The 16,971-nt window shown below is 64.1% G+C and carries 10 protein-coding genes and 1 tRNA gene; 6 read left to right on the forward strand and 5 right to left on the reverse strand.

Annotation, left to right across the window (positions count from 1 at the left end; all coding sequences use genetic code 11):
- Positions 1-102: 102 nt before the first annotated feature.
- Positions 103-1,986 carry a L,D-transpeptidase family protein gene (locus ACWGS9_RS20575; protein ID WP_454506960.1) on the forward strand — a complete coding sequence of 628 codons (1,884 nt, stop codon included), beginning with the start codon at positions 103-105 and terminating at the stop codon, positions 1,984-1,986.
- Here ACWGS9_RS20575 and ACWGS9_RS20580 read toward each other — a convergent pair.
- The 3 genes from ACWGS9_RS20580 to ACWGS9_RS20590 all read right to left on the reverse strand — a co-directional run bounded on the left by ACWGS9_RS20580 (position 1,978) and on the right by ACWGS9_RS20590 (position 3,313).
- Positions 1,978-2,130 carry a hypothetical protein gene (locus ACWGS9_RS20580; RefSeq protein ID WP_454507002.1) on the reverse strand — a complete coding sequence of 51 codons (153 nt, stop codon included), beginning with the start codon at positions 2,128-2,130 and terminating at the stop codon, positions 1,978-1,980. The genes ACWGS9_RS20575 and ACWGS9_RS20580 overlap by 9 nt on opposite strands.
- A 111-nt stretch (positions 2,131-2,241) precedes the next feature.
- Positions 2,242-2,967, reverse strand: a complete 726-nt coding sequence (locus tag ACWGS9_RS20585) for a lysozyme inhibitor LprI family protein (protein ID WP_454506961.1) — start codon at positions 2,965-2,967, stop codon at positions 2,242-2,244.
- Between the two features lie 88 nt (positions 2,968-3,055).
- The gene (locus tag ACWGS9_RS20590) at positions 3,056-3,313 is read right to left on the reverse strand and encodes a PepSY domain-containing protein (RefSeq protein ID WP_454506962.1); all 258 of its coding nucleotides are present in this window, start codon (positions 3,311-3,313) and stop codon (positions 3,056-3,058) included.
- Positions 3,314-3,744: 431 nt separating this feature from the next.
- Here ACWGS9_RS20590 and ACWGS9_RS20595 point away from each other — a divergent pair, with 431 nt between their 5' ends.
- Positions 3,745-5,526 carry an adenylate/guanylate cyclase domain-containing protein gene (locus tag ACWGS9_RS20595; protein ID WP_454506963.1) on the forward strand — a complete coding sequence of 594 codons (1,782 nt, stop codon included), beginning with the start codon at positions 3,745-3,747 and terminating at the stop codon, positions 5,524-5,526.
- Positions 5,527-5,644: 118 nt separating this feature from the next.
- Positions 5,645-9,871 (forward strand): cytochrome P450, encoded by a 4,227-nt coding sequence (locus ACWGS9_RS20600; protein WP_454506964.1) that lies wholly within the window; start codon positions 5,645-5,647, stop codon positions 9,869-9,871.
- A 152-nt stretch (positions 9,872-10,023) separates the two neighbouring features.
- On the opposite strand, the gene ACWGS9_RS20605 is transcribed toward ACWGS9_RS20600, so the two are convergent.
- Entirely contained in the window at positions 10,024-10,707 is a 684-nt protein-coding gene (locus ACWGS9_RS20605) for a Crp/Fnr family transcriptional regulator (RefSeq protein WP_454506965.1), read from the reverse strand.
- Positions 10,708-11,301: 594 nt separating this feature from the next.
- Here ACWGS9_RS20605 and ACWGS9_RS20610 point away from each other — a divergent pair.
- From ACWGS9_RS20610 to ACWGS9_RS20620, 3 genes are all read left to right on the forward strand, one after another.
- The gene (locus ACWGS9_RS20610; RefSeq protein WP_454506966.1) at positions 11,302-14,976 is read left to right on the forward strand and encodes a S8 family serine peptidase; all 3,675 of its coding nucleotides are present in this window, start codon (positions 11,302-11,304) and stop codon (positions 14,974-14,976) included.
- The gene (locus ACWGS9_RS20615) at positions 14,969-16,492 is read left to right on the forward strand and encodes an MBL fold metallo-hydrolase (RefSeq protein WP_454506967.1); all 1,524 of its coding nucleotides are present in this window, start codon (positions 14,969-14,971) and stop codon (positions 16,490-16,492) included. The genes ACWGS9_RS20610 and ACWGS9_RS20615 overlap by 8 nt, the downstream gene beginning before the upstream one ends.
- A 109-nt stretch (positions 16,493-16,601) precedes the next feature.
- On the forward strand, positions 16,602-16,772 hold the full coding sequence (locus ACWGS9_RS20620; RefSeq protein WP_181164840.1) for a hypothetical protein: 171 nt from the start codon (positions 16,602-16,604) through the stop codon (positions 16,770-16,772).
- A 90-nt stretch (positions 16,773-16,862) separates the two neighbouring features.
- Here the strand turns inward: ACWGS9_RS20620 and ACWGS9_RS20625 are convergent.
- Positions 16,863-16,937 (reverse strand) — tRNA-Val (locus tag ACWGS9_RS20625).
- Positions 16,938-16,971: the final 34 nt, after the last annotated feature.

Genomic DNA, 16,971 nt, shown 5'->3' on the forward strand with positions numbered 1-16,971 from the left:
ACGGTATGAATCAGTATAGTCACGTCATACATCCGCCATGCGGAGGGCGGGACCGTCCAGCGGCGCGGAACGGGAACCGGTCACAACCGGTGCGGGTGAAGCATGAGAATTCTCGGGAACAAAAAAACTGTCATGCCGATCGCGATTGCGGCTACGCTTGCCTTCGGGCAGCAGCCGGCAAGCGCGCAAGGACTGTTCGACATGCTGTTCGGCGGTGGCATCCGGCACAATCCGCAGGGCGAGTTTCCGCCGCCGCCGAAGCCGCGCAAAATACGGCCAGACGCATCGGCCGATGAGGGTGGTGGCGTCAGGATAAGCAGTCCGACCTACAACACCTACAGGGCCGACAAGCTTGTTCGCGTCGACTTCAAGTCACTGTTGCCGGCAACGCCACCCGCGACGGCGCAGGATGCGGCCTTCGTGCCGTCCGTGACGAGCACCGCGTTTCGGGATGCGGTTGCGGGTTTGAGCGATTATGAGCTGTTCGCCGAGCCTGACATCGCCAAGGCGCTGATCGCCTATTATTCGTCCAATCCGGACTTCATCTGGGTGAGCGACAACGCTCCCAACAGCAGGGCGCAGGACGCGGTGCGCGTGCTTGGCGAGGCCGCCAGCTATGGTCTGGCGCCGGCCGACTACTCCGTCGATATTCCGGCGGCCGCGACTTCGGCCACGCCTGAAGAGCGGACCAAGGAACTGGTCCGCTTCGAGATGGCACTCTCGGCGCGCGTGCTGCGCTACGCACAGGACGCCCAGAGCGGCCGCGTCGATCCTAACCGGATGACCGGCTATTATGATTTTCCGGCCAAGCCGTTCGATCTGGAAGGCGCGCTGAAGACGTTGGCGCATACCCAGGAAGTGCGCACCTATCTCGAATCGCGGCATCCGCAGAACGCCGAGTACCAGGCGCTGCGCGTCGAGCTCGAAGCGCTCGAAGCCAGTGAAGAAAACGAGATCGTCGTCGATCCGAAGCTGCTGCTCAAGCCCGGTGAGAGCAGTCCGGAACTGCCTAAATTGCTGACGCTGATTTCGCGCAATCTCGACGATGAGATGGGCGGCAGCTATGGCGAGGTGCTGGCCCGGCTGGGCAAGAGCGAGCTCTACGAGCCGGACCTGGTGCCGGTGATCAAGGCAGTGCAGCAGCGGGAAGGCATGAAGGGCGACGGCGTCATCGGCCCGCGCACGGTGGCTTCACTGGCCGGCGCGTCGAAGGCCGACAGGATCGAGAAGGTCAAGGTGGCGCTCGAAGAACTGCGCTGGCTGCCGTCGGATCTCGGCAGCCCACGCGTCTTCATCAACCAGCCGGCCTTCACTGCCAGCTATATCGACAATGGCGAGGAGAAGCTGAAGACCCGCGCGGTCATCGGCCGGGTCACCAACCAGACCGCCTTCTTCTACGACCAGATCAAGCAGGTCGACTTCCATCCCTATTGGGGCGTGCCGCAGTCGATCATCGTCAATGAGATGCTGCCCAGGCTGCGCAGCGATCCCGGCTACCTCGACCGTGCCGGCTACGAGGTGACGGATTCGCGCGGCAAGAAGATCCCATCTTCGTCCGTCAATTGGGGCGCCTATGGCGCCAACATCCCGTTCAGCGTGCGCCAGCAGCCGAGCGAGGCCAACGCGCTGGGCGAATTGAAGATCCTCTTCCCCAACAAGCACGCCATCTACATGCATGACACACCGCAGAAGTCGTTCTTCGCGCGCGACATGCGGGCGCTCAGCCATGGCTGTATCCGGCTGCAGGATCCGCGCGGCATGGCTGCCGCGGTGCTTGGCACCTCCGTCGACGACATAGCCGAGAAGCTGAAGCAGGGGCATTCGACCGAGAATGTCACGCGCATCATCCCGGTCTATGTCGCCTATTTCACCGCATGGCCGGACATGTCCGGCAAAGTCGAATATTTCGACGACGTCTATGGTCGCGATTCCAAGCTGATGCAGGCGCTCGACGCGACTGAGGCTGTGCGCACGCCGTCAAGCTAAGCGGTTGACAAGCGGCCGGCGGAAGCCGGCATCGCGCCCGGCGATCCGCCAGTAGATCAGGCCGGCCACGAGGCCGGCGCCGGCGATGATGCCCATGTCGGCCCAGCGTTCCGGATCGTCGGCGGCGTCGGGCCAGATCAGCATGAAACCGGCGGCCGCCGCAGCAAGTCTTTGTTTTGATGCATGTCGTTGTCCCAGAACCCCTGCACACTTCTGGGCGACATGCATTAGGCTCCGCGCGTGGCGCCAGGGTCCTCAGGCGCCACCACACAGATGCTCGGAGTCGGGCAGGGCCCACGTGCCTTTGGCGGCGAGGTCGACGGCGTAGTAAACCCTGCCGCGCAGATCGTCTTTCGGACAGTCGCGTGGGATCGCGATCAGGCACATCACGACCGGATCGCCAACCTTGGAACTCGCCAGTCCCGCCTCCCGGTCATAGGAGACCGCCGTGCCGCCATTGGTAAACCTCGCCGCGCTCCCAGCTTCCGGGCTTGCGGTTTCCAGCGGGTCGTCGCCCAGCCTCGTCGTCAGCGCCTCGATATGGGTAAAGCCGCATTTTCCGACCGACACCGGCAGGGGCTGATCGGTCGGCCTCGGCGTTTTTGCCGCGAAGTCGAGCGCCTTCTTGCCGATCAGCGCGATGTTGTAGTCCTGCACCCATGACGGCGCATTGCCGTAAGTCTGCAAAGCATTGTTCTGCGCACTGACGATGCAGGCCGCATCCGTTTTGCAGGCATTCCGGTCGGCGACCAGTCCCCTGGCGATCTTGCGCTTGTCACCGCCGAAGGCGGGTTCGAAACCGCCATAGGCCTTGCTGACAAGCGCATCGATGGCTGACATTTGCGGGTCGGCGCAGATCGTCTTTTCGGTGGGCAACTGCGCCTTTCGGCAATCGAAGGACGGGCCGTCCGCCCGCGCCAGGCTGGACGCTCCAAGCGCCGATGTCACAAGCAGGGCGGTTACGCAGATTTGAAGCCGCATATTGTCCTCCGGCCGGCCTGTCTCGACGATCAAGTCTATGCCGGATGCAGGCCTCGCGGAATAGCCGAGGCGGGTAAACGAGTGCGGCCTATTTGGGTTCGCCGGTCACGGGATCGTAGGTGATTTGGACCTTGGCCTTGTCCGTCGTGTAGTAGGTGACGGTATAGCCGTCGCTATCCCAACCGACCTCCTTGACATAGCGGAAGTCGTTGCGATGCTCGACCTTGGCGATAATTTCCGAAAGTTTCTTGGCATTTTGCGGGGGCAGCACCTGGTCGTCTGCCGCGAAGGCTGGTCCGCCGGCAAGGATGGCCGCGATACCGATTGCTAAAACGACAGTGCGCATGAGAGCCCTCGATCTCGTATTGGCCAAAATCTCGTATCGGCCCGAATGCGGTGAGAAACTCGCACGCAGGCAGGTTGGTTCCGTTGCGTAAGAACAACGCATTTCGAGGCATTTGCCTTGAGGCAGTCGACCTTCGCCTGGCGCTAATCAATTCAGCATTGCTTGGGGCAAAAGAGCGGGCGATTTCAATAGGTAATATTGCGAGGCGGATGTGCCTCTTAATGTAACGAATGACTAACCATGCGCCGGATCGAGAATTCGTCATATTAGCTGTTCGTAGTAGAGCTTTCGGCAAGACCCTGATAGAGTCCTCGCCATAACAGGGTGGCAACGGCGCGCTGGCCTGCCGAGGAGTTCCGTCGGCGGGCGGCGACGTGTTTTCGAGCACAGGTCGCCTGTTTGGACTGAAGCGGGGGACTGGGGGCTCGATCATGGCTGAACGGAATTATACCCGTCAGCTTGCGACAATCATTTCAATCGACGCCGTAGGGTTCTCGAGGCTTATGGGCATCGACGACGAGTTGGCCGTCGCCGCCTTCGAGGAGAGGCGCGACATCATCGCCGACAGTTGCGGCGCATTCGGCGGGCGCACGTTCGGCGATGCCGGCGACAGCATCATGGCCGAATTCGGCAATCCGATCGAAGCCTTGCGGGCGGCGTTCGATTTCCAGGCGCGGATCGTGGCGTTGAATTCAGCGGTCGCCGAAGACATGCGCATGCCGTTTCGCGCCGGGATCAACACCGGCGACGTCATTGTCCGCGAAGGCCGTCTTTACGGCGACGACGTGAACATCGCCGCCCGGCTTCAGGAATTCGCACCGCATGACGGCGTCGCCATCTCGGCGACGACATGGCACCACGTGAAGGACAAGACGGCGGCGGTCTTCACCGATCTCGGCGAGTTCAGCCTGAAGAACATCGCCCTGCCGGTGCAGGTCCTGATCGCCGGCCGCAGCGGCAACGGGCCTGCCGCGGCGACTTCCTTCGTGACTGTCCCCACCGCGCCCGGCCACTACAGGCCGGTCGCCAAGGGTCCCCCGGCAATCGCGGTGCTGCCGTTCCAGGGCAACGGAAGCGAACCCGACGTCGGCTATATGGCGGACGGTATTGCCGAGGACATCATCTACGGCCTTTCCAACACGCGCTGGCTTTCGGTCATCGCCAAGGGTTCAAGCTTCCAGTTTCGCGACGACAGCCTGGGCACAAGGCTCATCGGCAACGCGCTTGGCGCGCGCTACATCGTTAGCGGCACGTTGGCGCGCTATGGCGGGCAGATCCGTCTCAACGCGTCGCTCACCGACACCTCGAACGGGCGCCTGGTCTGGTCGCAGCGCTTCGACCGCGACCTTGTCGACATCTTCAGCCTGCGCGACCAGATCGGCAGCGAGATCGTTTCCATCCTCGACAAGGAGGTCGATCGCGCCGAGCAGGCGCGAACCTTCCAGGTGCCTTGGGAGAGCCTCGAAACGTGGCAACTGGTCAGGCGCGGCCGCTGGCACATGAACAGGCGCACGCGTCGCGATACCGAAATCGCCCTCGACTTCTTCGACAGAGCCTACCGGGACGATCCGAACTCGAGTGCCGTGCTCAACGAGCTGGCATGGTGGTATTTTTGGCGGGCCTGGCTGCGTTTCGGCGATAGCGACGACCTGGAAAAAGTCGAGACTCTTGCGCGCAAGGCGCTTCTGATGGACAGCCTCGATGCGCGTCCGCATGCTTATCTCGGCGCCGCCGACATCATGCGCGGCCTTCCGGCTTTGGCGGCCGAGCACCTCACCGAGGCGATCCACATCAATCCGAGTTTCGCCTTCGCCCGCTCGGCCATGGGCAGCGCGTATCTGCTGCTTGGCGATGCGACCGGCGCGATACCGTTCTTCCTTGATACAGAGCGGTTGAGCCCGTTCGACCTCTATCGATTCCACAATCTGGGGGAACTGGCCGCCGCCTATTGCTTCGTCGAGGACTGGCCGGCCGCGATCGCCACCGCCGAGCGCTCGCTCAACCTGTCGCCAGGTTACTTTTACGCCAGGTTCCTGAAGATAGGCGCCCTGATCAGCGGCGGCCGGCGCGAGGAGGCGGCGCGGGAGCTCGCCATTTTCATGACCAGGCATCCCGATTTTTCCGAGCAGAGGATACGCTGGATACCGTTCGTCGACCCTGCCAAGAACAATTTTCTGATCGCCAACTTCGATCGGGCCAAGTCAGCCGCATGATTGCCGGGGTCGACAACAAATGACTGTGAACGAATTCACATACGCCGGACCGATGCAAACCTAGGCCAGAAAGATGCCGGCATCGCATTGACGTGGACAGCCGGGGGGCTTGAACGCCATGATCACATTGAAGTACTTCGCCGCTGTCCGGGCCGCCCAGAAGGGCCAGCGTCCCGTTGCCGAGATGCCGCCGTTCGACATCGACCGGCTGCGTTCCAAGGGCGGCATTGCTTCGCGCATCGCCGGCTTCCTTCTCGGCGATCCGCGCTGGCTGCTGGCGCTGCTGCGCCGTTTCTGGCCGAATCTCGGCTTTGGCAATTTCCTGCTCGTCACCAAGGGCGCGGATGTTCGCGACATATTGGAACGCGGCGACGAGTTCGAGACGCCCTACGGGCCGGAAATGGCCGAACTGGCCCGGGGCTCGAATTTCATTCTCGGCATGCAGGACGGCGCCGCATACCGGCAGATGAAATCGGCGGTGCTGAGCGCCTTTCCGCCGGCGGAAGTCGAAGCCACCGTCAGGCCGATCGCCGAGCGCCATTCGCGCGACATCATGACCCGCGCCAGCCCCGGCTTCGATGCCATCGCCGGTTTGATGAAGATCGTGCCGGTGCGCATCTGCCGCGATTATTTCGGCCTCGAGATCGACGATGAAAGCGAGTTCGCCGACTGGTCTATCGCGCTCAGCGCGCTGTTCTTTTCCGATCCGACGGCAAATCCCACCACGCGCCAGCTTGCGGTGGTTGCCGGCGACCGGCTGATCAAGGTCATAGACCGCTCGATCGCCGCGGTCAGGGAAAGGGCAGGCGAGGGCGACCGGCCGCTGGCCCGTCTCGTCGCACTGATGGACCAGGGACGCCTGTCGCTGCCCGACATCCATTCCATCATGCTCGGCATGGTCGCCGGCTTCGTGCCGACCAATGTGCTTGCCGGCAGCAATTGCCTGGATGTGATCCTGTCGCGAACCGATGCGCGGCAGGCCGTGGATGAGGCAATCGCGGCCGGCGAGACCGGGAAGCTCGACCGGGCGATCATGGAAGCCATGCGCTTCAAGCCGATCTGGATCGGCCCTTGGCGCTATACAAGGCGTGACGCGGTGATCGGCAAGGGCACCCGCCGCGAGCGCCTGGTCAAGGCCGGAACGGTGGTGATGCCGGCCACGCTTTCGGCGATGTTCGATCCGGAGATCGTGCAGCGGCCGAACGAGTTCGATACGTCGCGCCCGCATCGCGACTACATGGTGTTCGGTCACGGCATACATCTGTGCATCGGCGCCGAGATCGCCCGCATCCAGATCGGCGAATGCGTCCGCGCCCTGTTCGGCAAACCGAAGCTGGCCCGCGCGCGGGGCAGGGCCGGCAAGACGGTCAATGTCGGCGCCTATCCGGCAAGCCTCAAGGTCGATTTCGAACGCTCGCCGCTTTGCCGCACCGCCGACCAGTCGATGGTGACGGTGGTCTGCCCGATCACCTGCCCGATGCCGCTTGATGCCGTGCGCGACAAGGTCGCCGGCCTCGGCAATCCCGCGATCGGCGAGCTCCGCGCCGCGCTCGACAAGGTCGGGACCATTCATTTCACCAGCCTGGCCGTCGCTCCCACCGGCAAGGACGAGAAATCGGGGATCGAGACCGGTGCGCTGGTGTTCGAAATCTCCGGCGACGGCAGCACCGACGATGTCATTGCCGCCGTGGCACAATCGATCGGTCACCGGCTGCGGCCGATCTTCAGGGACGTGTGCGGCCTGCCGGACGGCGGCTCGCTGGAGGACTTCCTGAAGAAGAACCACATCGAGATATCGCCGTCCTTCGGCAGCGCCGCCGGGCTGGTTTTCTCCGGCACGCCGGGGCATTCCGTGCGCCGCATCCTTGCCGAGGCCAGACTCGCCGACAGCGTGCGCGAGATTGCCGAAAAGCCGCGCGCGGGCAGCGGCAATGCGATGGATGTGCTTGCCGAGGCGCGCCGGCATGTCCGCTGCCTCGGGCAATTCGGCTGGGCGTTCGAGCCCGCCGAAAGCCTGCTGGAAAGGCCAACCGGCCACTGGTCGCGGGCGCTGACGACGACGCTGCTGACGCCGGCGATGTTCGCCACCGTCGCGATCGTCGTTCTGGCCTTTTGGCGCATGACCTATGTGCTCGTATTCGGAAATCCGCATGGCGTTACCTTCACCAACATCGTGATTGCGGGCGCCTCGCTTTTGCTCTCGGTGCTCGGCCTGCTGGCCATTCTCGCGCTGTTCGTGGGACTTTGCTTCCTGGCGTTGCGGCGGCTCGAGGACAAGGACCAGCCGGCAAGCACGCCTGTCGACATTGGCGCACTCGAAAAGATCCTCGCCAATGAGGATCACACCGCGCAGAATAACCTGACGGCGATCTCGACGATGAAGGCGGGCATCTTGCGGCGGCTGGCGCTGAGGTTCTCCTTCTATCTGATCTCGATATCGGCGCAGAAAGTGTTCAAACCGGGCTTCCTCGCCACCATCAACACCATTCATTTCGCCCGCTGGGTGCTGCTGCCCGGCACAGGCAGGCTGGTGTTCTTCTCCAACTATGGAGGCAGTTGGGAAAGCTATCTCGAGGATTTCATTGCCAAGGCCTCGGCCGGCCTGACTGGCGTGTGGAGCAACACCGAAGGCTATCCGCGCACGCGCTGGCTCTTCCTCGACGGCGCGCGCGACGGCGATCGCTTCAAGCGCTGGGCGCGGCGCCAGCAGGTGCCGACGCTGTTCTGGTACACCGCCTATCCGCAGCTCAACACCACGCGCATCCGCATCAACTCCAGGATCAGGCGTGGCATCGCTTCGGCCACCGGCAACGAGGCGCGCGACTGGCTGAGCCTGTTTGGCTCCCTGCCGCGTCCGCAAGCACGGCCCGTGGACGCGACCAGCCTGCCTGAACCTCCGTCTTTGCCGCTCGAAGAGCTGGAATCAGGCGAAATCCAATCCATCTTCTTCGGGCCCTTCGGCGCGCTCGGTCAGGCGCATATGCTAGCCATCCAGGTGCCGGAAGGTTTGCCGTCAACGAAGCGCAGGGCATGGCTCGACTTTGCTATCGACAAAACCAGCTTCGGCGACGGCGTGCCCGCCGGCCGCGCCATGACCGTGGCGTTCGGCCCCAGCGGCCTGCGTCGGCTGGGACTGGAAGGTGGCGTCGACGACCAGCCGCTGGATACGTTCCCGGTCGCCTTCCGCCAAGGCATGGGAACGCCCGGGCGCAGCCGCATCCTCAACGACACCGGGCCGGACGCTCCCGACAAATGGCAATGGGGTTCGCCCGACAAGCCCGTCGACGTCGTCATCGTCTGCTATGCCGAGACGACGGCCTCGTTGAAGGCCGAGATCACGGCCATGAAGCGACAGACGACAGGCGCCGGAATGTCGGTGGCCGCCGAATTGCCGCTGATGGTGCGGCGCGACGGCAAGCGGGCAGTCGAGCATTTCGGCTTCGTCGACGGTGTCTCGCAGCCGGTCGTTCGAGGGACGGCGCGCGCCGCCAAGGGAGCCGCGCCCATGCATCTGCTCGCACCGGGCGAGTTCCTGTTCGGCTATCGCGACGAGCACGGCTTCTATCCGGCTTCGCCGTCGGTCGAGGCGGCATTGGACCGCACCGGCATCCTGTCGCAGGTACGCCGCAACCGTCAGATACCGGGGCAGCCGCCTCCGCCGCGCGATTTCGGCCGCAACGGCACCTTCCTCGTGGTGCGCCAGTTCGAGCAGCATGTCGAATTGTTCGACGATTATTGCAGGAAGGCCGCCGTTCAAGTGGCCGACGAGACCGGTGACGGGGCCATCACGCCGCATTGGGTGGCGGCAAAGATGCTCGGCCGCTGGCAGGACGGCAGCTCGCTGGTCCGCAATCCGAGCGGACGCCCGGGCCGCGGCGTCGACAATGATTTCGCGCTCGGCGCCGAGGATCCGCAAGGGCATGCCTGTCCGTTCGGCTCGCACGTCCGCCGTTCCAACCCGCGCGATTCGCTGGGAGAGGACCGCGAGACACAGATCAGGATCGGCAAGCGCCATCGCATCCTGCGCGTCGGCCGCACCTATGAGAAGAAGGACAGGGGCGGAAAGACCGAGAAGGGCCTGCTCTTCATGTGCCTCAACGCCGATATCGAGCGCCAGTACGAGTTCATCCAGCAGACCTGGGTCTCATCGAATTCCTTCCAGGGCCTGGTAGGCGAGACGGATCCGACGATCGGCGCGCGAGGCGGCGGCGGCCGGTTCTCGATCCCTTCCTGGGAAAAGGTCACCGTGCTCAAGGATGTGCCGCAGTTCGTCACCACGAAAGGCGGCGGCTATTTCTTCATGCCGAGCCGCTCGGCGTTGCGCTTTCTGATCTCGCGGCTCTGATCGAGGGCGCTCAGGGCAGTTTATCGTTTCGCGGAATCGGCGAACCGACGGAAGGCCACGGCGACGTCGCCGAGGAAGCTACGGCGGGGTCGCCGAGCAAGCTACGGCGAAGTCGCCGAGCAAGCTACGGCGAAGTCGCCGAGCTCAATTGCTCAGTCGTCGTCCTGCGAATCGGCGATATGGTTCAGCGCGGCGGCGTTGATGATGCGCAGCCCGCCGCGCTTGATGGCGATCATCTGCCGGTTGCGCCAGTCGTTGAGCGTCTTGTTGACCGATTCGCGCGTCGCGCCGAGGAACTCGCCGAGCTCCGATTGTGAAATCGGAATCCAGCCGGCGGAGTCGGCCATGACGCCGCTCAGGAACACCAGCCGCTTCGCCAGCCGGGCCTCGATGCCGAAAAAGGCCTGGTCGCCCAGCTCGCCACTGACCCAGCGCAGCCGCGTGCACAGCAATTCGATCATCGCTCGTGCAAGAGGCGGGTTTTTCTCTATGCGATCAAATAGTTGCGTCCGGCTTAGCGAAACCAGCTCACATGCCGTGAGGCAGATGGCGGTTGCCGTGCGTGGGCGCCCGTCCAGCGCCCCGATCTCACCGACAAGGCTGCGCGACAGCTCGATATTGGCCACCAGCTTCTGCCCGCCGGGCGAATAGATCGAAATCTCGACGGTGCCGCTCATCACGCCATAGATGCGGTCGGAGGCATCCTCCTGGACAAACAGGTGCTGGCCGGCGGCATAGCGCTCCAGCTTGCAGCCGCCGAACAGCAGGTCGAACTGGCGCGGGTCGATCCGCGCCAGGCGCGGCAGGTTCCTGTCGTCCGCGCCGTTTGTAGCCATGATACGATTCCGCCTCTCGTTAAGCGGAAATTGTAGGACAAGTGCGTGCTCGATCAAAGTGTCGTCTCCTTCTGTGGTGGCTGACCGAGTTCGGCGGGTGGCTGACGGAAATTCGAATGTCACGCCTGTCGCGTCGAAAATGGCTAAGCCGGCAAACTATCAGGAGACCGGGCGCACTGGCGGGCACGGGCCGATCCTTCGAGAACGCCGTCCGCGCGCTTGGGTGGGAGGTACCCAGCGCGCAGACAGCAAATCTGAAAATGGCTAGGTGATCAAAATTCCTTCTTGAGAAACCGCGTCCATTGCAGTCCGGAAGCAGTCTTCGCACACTGTAGTCAGCTCAAGCCGTTGGTGCCTCCGTTGCAATATCTGCGCGCAAACCCTGTTTGGCGTATGTGAAGGCGCTCACAGATATGGGTATCGGGCGGAGCGATTGTTGTTTTAGAAATGTATGCTTCATGCCTCGACCAATCTTTGCTTTGAAGACGGCATGATTGCCTGGTCGGCAAAGAGATTAATCGAAGTATGGCAGGAACCTTGGCTTGACTGCAGCGGACGGTCGGCGCCATGGTTCCCGTTGGGGGAGGGCACGCCATGGCAGCCGCGAGGGGACTCCTTGTAAAGGTTCGTGGCGACGGCGCGGGGCTCTCGGTGCGAGGCGGGCCGCCCCGGATTGGCGGGATCGAAGCCGAACCGATACTCACTCTGCCGCCTGGCGCCGCCGCAAGTCCGGCCGCGGCCGCGGATCGCGGCGCCACCTGGCTGCGGTTGGCGACGGACGCCGTCGGTTCAGACAATCCCTGGGACCACGCCCACGACGTTGTCGCCCAGAATCCGGCCCTGGCGGCCGCGGGCGCCGAAGTGCTCGCGATCGAACCCGATATCCTGCAGCAATGGGATTACAAGGACAGCGGCGGCGATCGCGGCATGGCGGCAAGCGCGGCTCCGGCATGCACTTTCGACGAACAGGACCCGAGCGGTGGGCAGGCGACGGTACCGGGTAGGGTCGCCTGGAACGCCGCGCCGGACTTCAGCCAGCTCGCGGCGGCGCGCAACAAGGTGGGCGCAAAGCAGGCCAACATCACCATCGCCCATCTCGATACCGGTTTCGATCCGGGCCACCAAACCATTCCGGCCGCGCTTCTTGCAGCCCAGCAGCGCAATTTCGTCGACGACGGGACCGGGCCGAACAATGCGACCGACCACGCTCCGGCCGGCACGCTGACCAGCAACCGTGGCCATGGCACCGGCACGCTCAGCCTGCTTGCCGGCAACAAGCTCGATGGCACCTCGCCGCACTGGCCGGGCTTCAACGATTACGTCGGCGGCGCGCCAACGGCGAAGATACTGCCGGTGCGCATCGCCGACTGGGTGGTGCGGCTGACCACCGGCACCATGGTGCAAGGCATCGACTATGCGCGCCAGCAGGGCGCGCAGGTGTTGTCGATGAGCATGGGCGGTCTCGCCTCGCAGGCTCTGGTCGACGCCGTCAACCTTGCCTACGACCACGGCGTCGTCATGGTCACGGCAGCCGGCAATAATTTCACCATCACGCCACGCAGCATCGTCTATCCCGCGCGCTGCAACCGGGTGCTTGCGGCATGCGGCGTGATGGGCGACGGGCGCGCCTATGCCGGACTCAGTCTCGGCACCATGCAAGGCAATTACGGGCCGCCTTCGAAGATGGACACGGCGATTGGAGCCTACACGCCGAACGTGCCCTGGGCCGAGATCGACTGTCGCAAGATCGTCGACATGGACGGCAGCGGCACGTCGGCAGCGACGCCGCAGGTCGCCGCCGCCGCCGCTCTCTGGCTGGCCGAGCATTGGGACGTGGTGAAGAATTATCCTCAGCCGTGGATGCGCATCGAGGCGGTACGCAAGGCCTTGTTCGCCAAGGCCTTGAAATCGACGGCCAAGATGAATGCGGCGGAGACAAAAGAGAAGATCGGGCAGGGCGTGTTGCGGGCCTTCGACGCGCTGGACTTCCTCCCGCCGGCGGCGAGCAGTCTGACGAAGCTCGCGCCCGCCACCTACACATGGAGCTGGCTGGACTTGCTGACCGGAGGGAACTCGTTGGCGGCGCCACCTCCGGCGACGCTTCGGCAGCGAATGATGTTTGCGCTGGAGCTGACGCAGATGGCGCAAGGCACGGCGGCAATCGAACAGGCGATCGCCGACCCGGATGGCGATCCGGACAAGGTTTCGGCCGCGGCGCGCAACCGCTACCTCGAAGCGGCGCTCGACCAGGGCAATCCGTCAAAGCCGCTCAAGGCCTTTCTGGAAGGGTGGCTCGGCCGGCCGGGCGTCAGCGCGGCCGTTGCCGCGCCGGTCATTGGCCCTGCGCCGGCCGTCAGGCGTAAGCCACACCCGCTGCCGCCGCCGCAACGGCGCCTGCGCATCTACGCGCTCGATCCATCGGTCGCCAAGCGGCTGGATTCGATTTCGGTCTACCAGGCGACGCTTGCAGTGCCGTGGGATGACGAGCCGGCGACCGACAGGCCGTTGCTGCCGGGCCCGATCGGGGAATATCTCGAAGTGGTCGATGTCGACCCTGCGTCCGACCGCGTCTACGACCCGGTGGATCTCAACGACAAAGTGCTTTTGGCGCAGGACGGCCTGCCGCCTTCTGAGGGCAATCCGAAATTCCACCAGCAGATGGTCTACGCGGTCGCCATGACCACGATCGGCCATTTCGAGCGTTCGCTTGGCCGGCGGGCGTTGTGGGCGCCGCACTATGCCGAGGCTCCCGGCCGCAGCGGCGACATGACGGTGAAGGCGCATTATGTGCCGCGCCTGCGCATCTATCCGCATGCGTTGCGCGCCGAGAATGCCTATTACAGCCCGGAAAAGAAGGCGCTGTTGTTCGGCTATTTCCCGGCGACCAGCAATGAGGGCGACGTCACCACGCCCGGGACGACGGTGTTCTCGTGCCTGTCCAGCGATATTGTCGCGCATGAGATGTCGCACGCGCTGCTCGACGGGCTGCATCGCCGCTTCCAGGAAGCGTCCAACCCGGACGTTCCGGCCTTCCACGAGGCCTTCGCCGACATCGTAGCGCTGTTCCAGCATTTTACGCTGAAGGAGCTGGTCAGCTTCGAAATCGGCAAGGCGAGGGGCGAATTGTCGGCCGCCTCGCTGCTTTCCGGCATCGCCAAGCAGTTCGGCGAAGGCAGCGGCAGGGCCGGGCCGTTGCGCGAATATGGCGGCGCCGGCATGGCCGATATCGACTACGACAAGACCTTCGAGGCCCATGACCGCGGCTCGATCCTGGTCTTCGCCGTATACCAGGCCTTCCTGGCGATCGCCGACCGGCGGACAGACGACCTGATCCAGCTTGCCACCGGCGGCTCCGGTATCCTGCCGGCGGGAACCTTGCATCCGAGCCTGGTCGAGCGCCTGACCGACGAGGTCGCAAAGACCGCCAGGCAGATGCTGACCATGTGCATCCGCGCGCTCGACTATTGCCCGGCCGTCGACATCACCTTTGGTGAATATCTGCGCGCGCTGATCTCCGCCGACCGCGACGCCTACCCCGACGACCCGCTGCACTACCGCCTGGCCTTCCTGGAATCGTTCCGCAAATGGAAGCTGTTGCCACGCGACGTGCGCACCATCTCGGAAGAGACGCTCGCCTGGAGCGCGCCGGAAGACCCGTCGCCGGCTTGGCTCAAGGGGCTGCTTAGCAAGATCGATCTCGGCTGGAACCAGAAATTGAAGCGGGCCGAGATCTTCGCGCTCAACGACAAGAACCGCTACGCGCTGTGGAAGGCGATGCACAAGGCCTTCGCCTCCGATCCGGACCTCTACCAGCAGTTCGGCCTGCTGCCCGATCTGCCGCGCTACAATGAGGACGGCACGGTCATGCATGCGCCGAAGAAAGGCGAGACGACCTTCGACATCTACAGCGTGCGCCCGACGCGCCGCGTCGAGCCGGATGGCTCGTTTCGTGTCGAGGTCATAGCGGTCATCCAGCAGCGCATCCCGGTCTCGCTCGACGGCATGGCGATGCCGCAAGGCGTGGCCAAGGGCGACGGCTTCTTCTGGTTCCGCGGCGGCGCCACGATCATCATCGACCCGCGCGAGGGTTTCGAGGAGATCCGCTACTCGATCATCAAGAATACCGGCAGCGCGGATCGGCAGAAGCGTCAGGCCGGGACGATGGCGGCCAACTATCTGTCGCCGCTCAGGGCACTCTATTTCGGCGGCGAGGTATCGGAGCCCTTTGCCTTGCTGCATGCCAGCGACGGAGATGACGACCATGTCTAGAAAGCCAGCGACCAGGACGAGGCCGGCAAAAACGGCTCCCGCGGCGACACAGGCATCGGGCGTCACTATACGGCATTACTGCCAGGGCATCGGCGATTGCCATCTGCTCACGTTCGGTAAGCCTGACGGAACGCCATTCCGCATGCTGATCGATTGCGGCATCCATGTTTCGATCACGGGCGGCCCGACGCTGGTTGGCGACATCGTCGCCGACCTCAGGAAAGAGACCGGCGGCAAGATCGACGTTCTCGTCGTCACGCACGAGCACTGGGACCATGTCTCCGGCTTCCTGACCGCGAAGGACCTTTTCAAGGACTTCGTCGTCGCCGATGTCTGGATGGCATGGACCGAGAATCCCGCCGACGCCGAGGCTGTGGAACTCGACAAGTTCAAGGGCCAGGCACTGGCGGCACTGCAGGGCGCGGGCCAGAAGCTCGACGGGATGCAGGGGCTCAGTTCCTACATGGCCGGCGTCCGCGACGGCCTGCAGTCCGTGCTCGGTTTCCAGTTCGGCGCCGCCGGCGAGAGGGTGCGTTCGGCCCGCGACGCGGCGGCCAGGCTGTCGCGAAAACCGTCACCGACCTATTTCGAACCTGGTGGGCCGCCGGTGTCGATCGACGGGTTGCCCAACCTTCGCGTCTATGTGCTCGGTCCGCCGCGCGACAAGGCGGCACTGCGGTTGGAGGAGAAGGCGAGCGAGATGTTCCCGCTGGCCAGCGGCGGCCCGTTCGCGCGGGCGCTGACGAGCGGCCTCAAGATGAACGACGCGGCCGACGCCAATTATGTCGATGAACTCAGTCCGTTCGAACGCAATGTCGGCACGCCGCTTTCCGCGGCGCTGAACGGCGACAAAGGCAGTGACCCGGCCATCGACGTCGGCACCTATGTCCGCAAGCATTATTCGGGGCCGGTTTCGGCCGCGGCCTCGATGGAAGACCGCGACCAGTCCTGGCGGCGCATCGACGCCGACTGGATGGGGATCGCCGCCGACCTTGCCTTGCAGGTCGATCGCGGCGTCAACAACACCAGCCTGGTGCTTGCCTTCGAATTCATCGACAGCGGCCGGGTGTTGCTGTTCCCGGGCGACGCCCAGATCGGCAACTGGCTGAGCTGGAAGGACCTGAAATGGCCGGTGGGGCAGGGCACCGTCACATCAGCCGATCTGCTGGCGCGCACCGTCTATCTCAAGGTCGCCCATCACGGCAGCCAGAACGCCACGCCGCAGAAACAGGGTTTTGATCTGCTGACGAGCGCCGACCTGTCGGCCTTCATCCCGACCAACAAGGTCGACGCGGTGAAAGTGCACTGGGGCGAGATGCCCTATGACGGCATCCTGACCGCGCTCGAGACAAAGACCAAGGGCCGCGTCATCCGCGCCGATGATCCGTGGCTGGCCGACAAGAACGGCAAGCCCGCCTTTGCCGCGCCGTCCGGTTCGATCCTGGCCGTGCGCAGCGTGCCGCGCGATGCTGCCCGAGGACAGGGCGGGCTCTGGGTCGAGGTGGATCTGGTTTGAGAGTCGCGAATCTCGCCACCGGGCCGATTGCGAAAAATCGAAAACCGATCTATGGAGCAATCGGCCGAATGAGGGCGGCCGTTCAACTTACTGCGTAGGTCGCCGCCCCATGCCCGATGCATTCTCCCGCGTCATCGCCTTCCTTGCCGTGGTCACGGCCCTGCTGTTTGCCGGGCTGCATTTCCATCAAGGCCACATCATCGCCACGCTCTACTTCATGACCGGCGCCATCCTGGTGACGGCCGTGACGCGCATGAATGTGAGACGGGGGCTGATCTAAGGCGTTGGCATGTGTCCATGCCCAACCACGCCAACAGCGATGCTCGAGAGTTTCCTGAGCCAGATCATCCAACATATTCAAGATGTTGGATGGTGGGCGATGCAGGGATTGAACCTGCGACCCCACCCGTGTGAAGGGTGTGCTCTCCCGCTGAGCTAATCGCCCGCCCTGGGCCCGAAGGCCAAAGCGAGCCGCGATA

The sequence above is a fragment of the Mesorhizobium sp. Arg314 genome, from assembly GCF_053714275.1.

Bases quoted from the DNA above. Each gene is read 5' to 3' on its own strand.
- ACWGS9_RS20590 (WP_454506962.1), bottom strand. From the start codon at position 3,313: ATGCGCACTGTCGTTTTAGCAATCGGTATCGCGGCCATCCTTGCCGGC.
- ACWGS9_RS20595 (WP_454506963.1), top strand. From the start codon at position 3,745: ATGGCTGAACGGAATTATACCCGTCAGCTTGCGACAATCATTTCAATC.
- ACWGS9_RS20575 (WP_454506960.1), top strand. From the start codon at position 103: ATGAGAATTCTCGGGAACAAAAAAACTGTCATGCCGATCGCGATTGCG.
- ACWGS9_RS20610 (WP_454506966.1), top strand. From the start codon at position 11,302: ATGGCAGCCGCGAGGGGACTCCTTGTAAAGGTTCGTGGCGACGGCGCG.
- ACWGS9_RS20605 (WP_454506965.1), bottom strand. From the start codon at position 10,707: ATGGCTACAAACGGCGCGGACGACAGGAACCTGCCGCGCCTGGCGCGG.
- ACWGS9_RS20620 (WP_181164840.1), top strand. From the start codon at position 16,602: ATGCCCGATGCATTCTCCCGCGTCATCGCCTTCCTTGCCGTGGTCACG.
- ACWGS9_RS20600 (WP_454506964.1), top strand. From the start codon at position 5,645: ATGATCACATTGAAGTACTTCGCCGCTGTCCGGGCCGCCCAGAAGGGC.
- ACWGS9_RS20615 (WP_454506967.1), top strand. From the start codon at position 14,969: ATGTCTAGAAAGCCAGCGACCAGGACGAGGCCGGCAAAAACGGCTCCC.
- ACWGS9_RS20580 (WP_454507002.1), bottom strand. From the start codon at position 2,130: ATGCTGATCTGGCCCGACGCCGCCGACGATCCGGAACGCTGGGCCGAC.
- ACWGS9_RS20585 (WP_454506961.1), bottom strand. From the start codon at position 2,967: ATGCGGCTTCAAATCTGCGTAACCGCCCTGCTTGTGACATCGGCGCTT.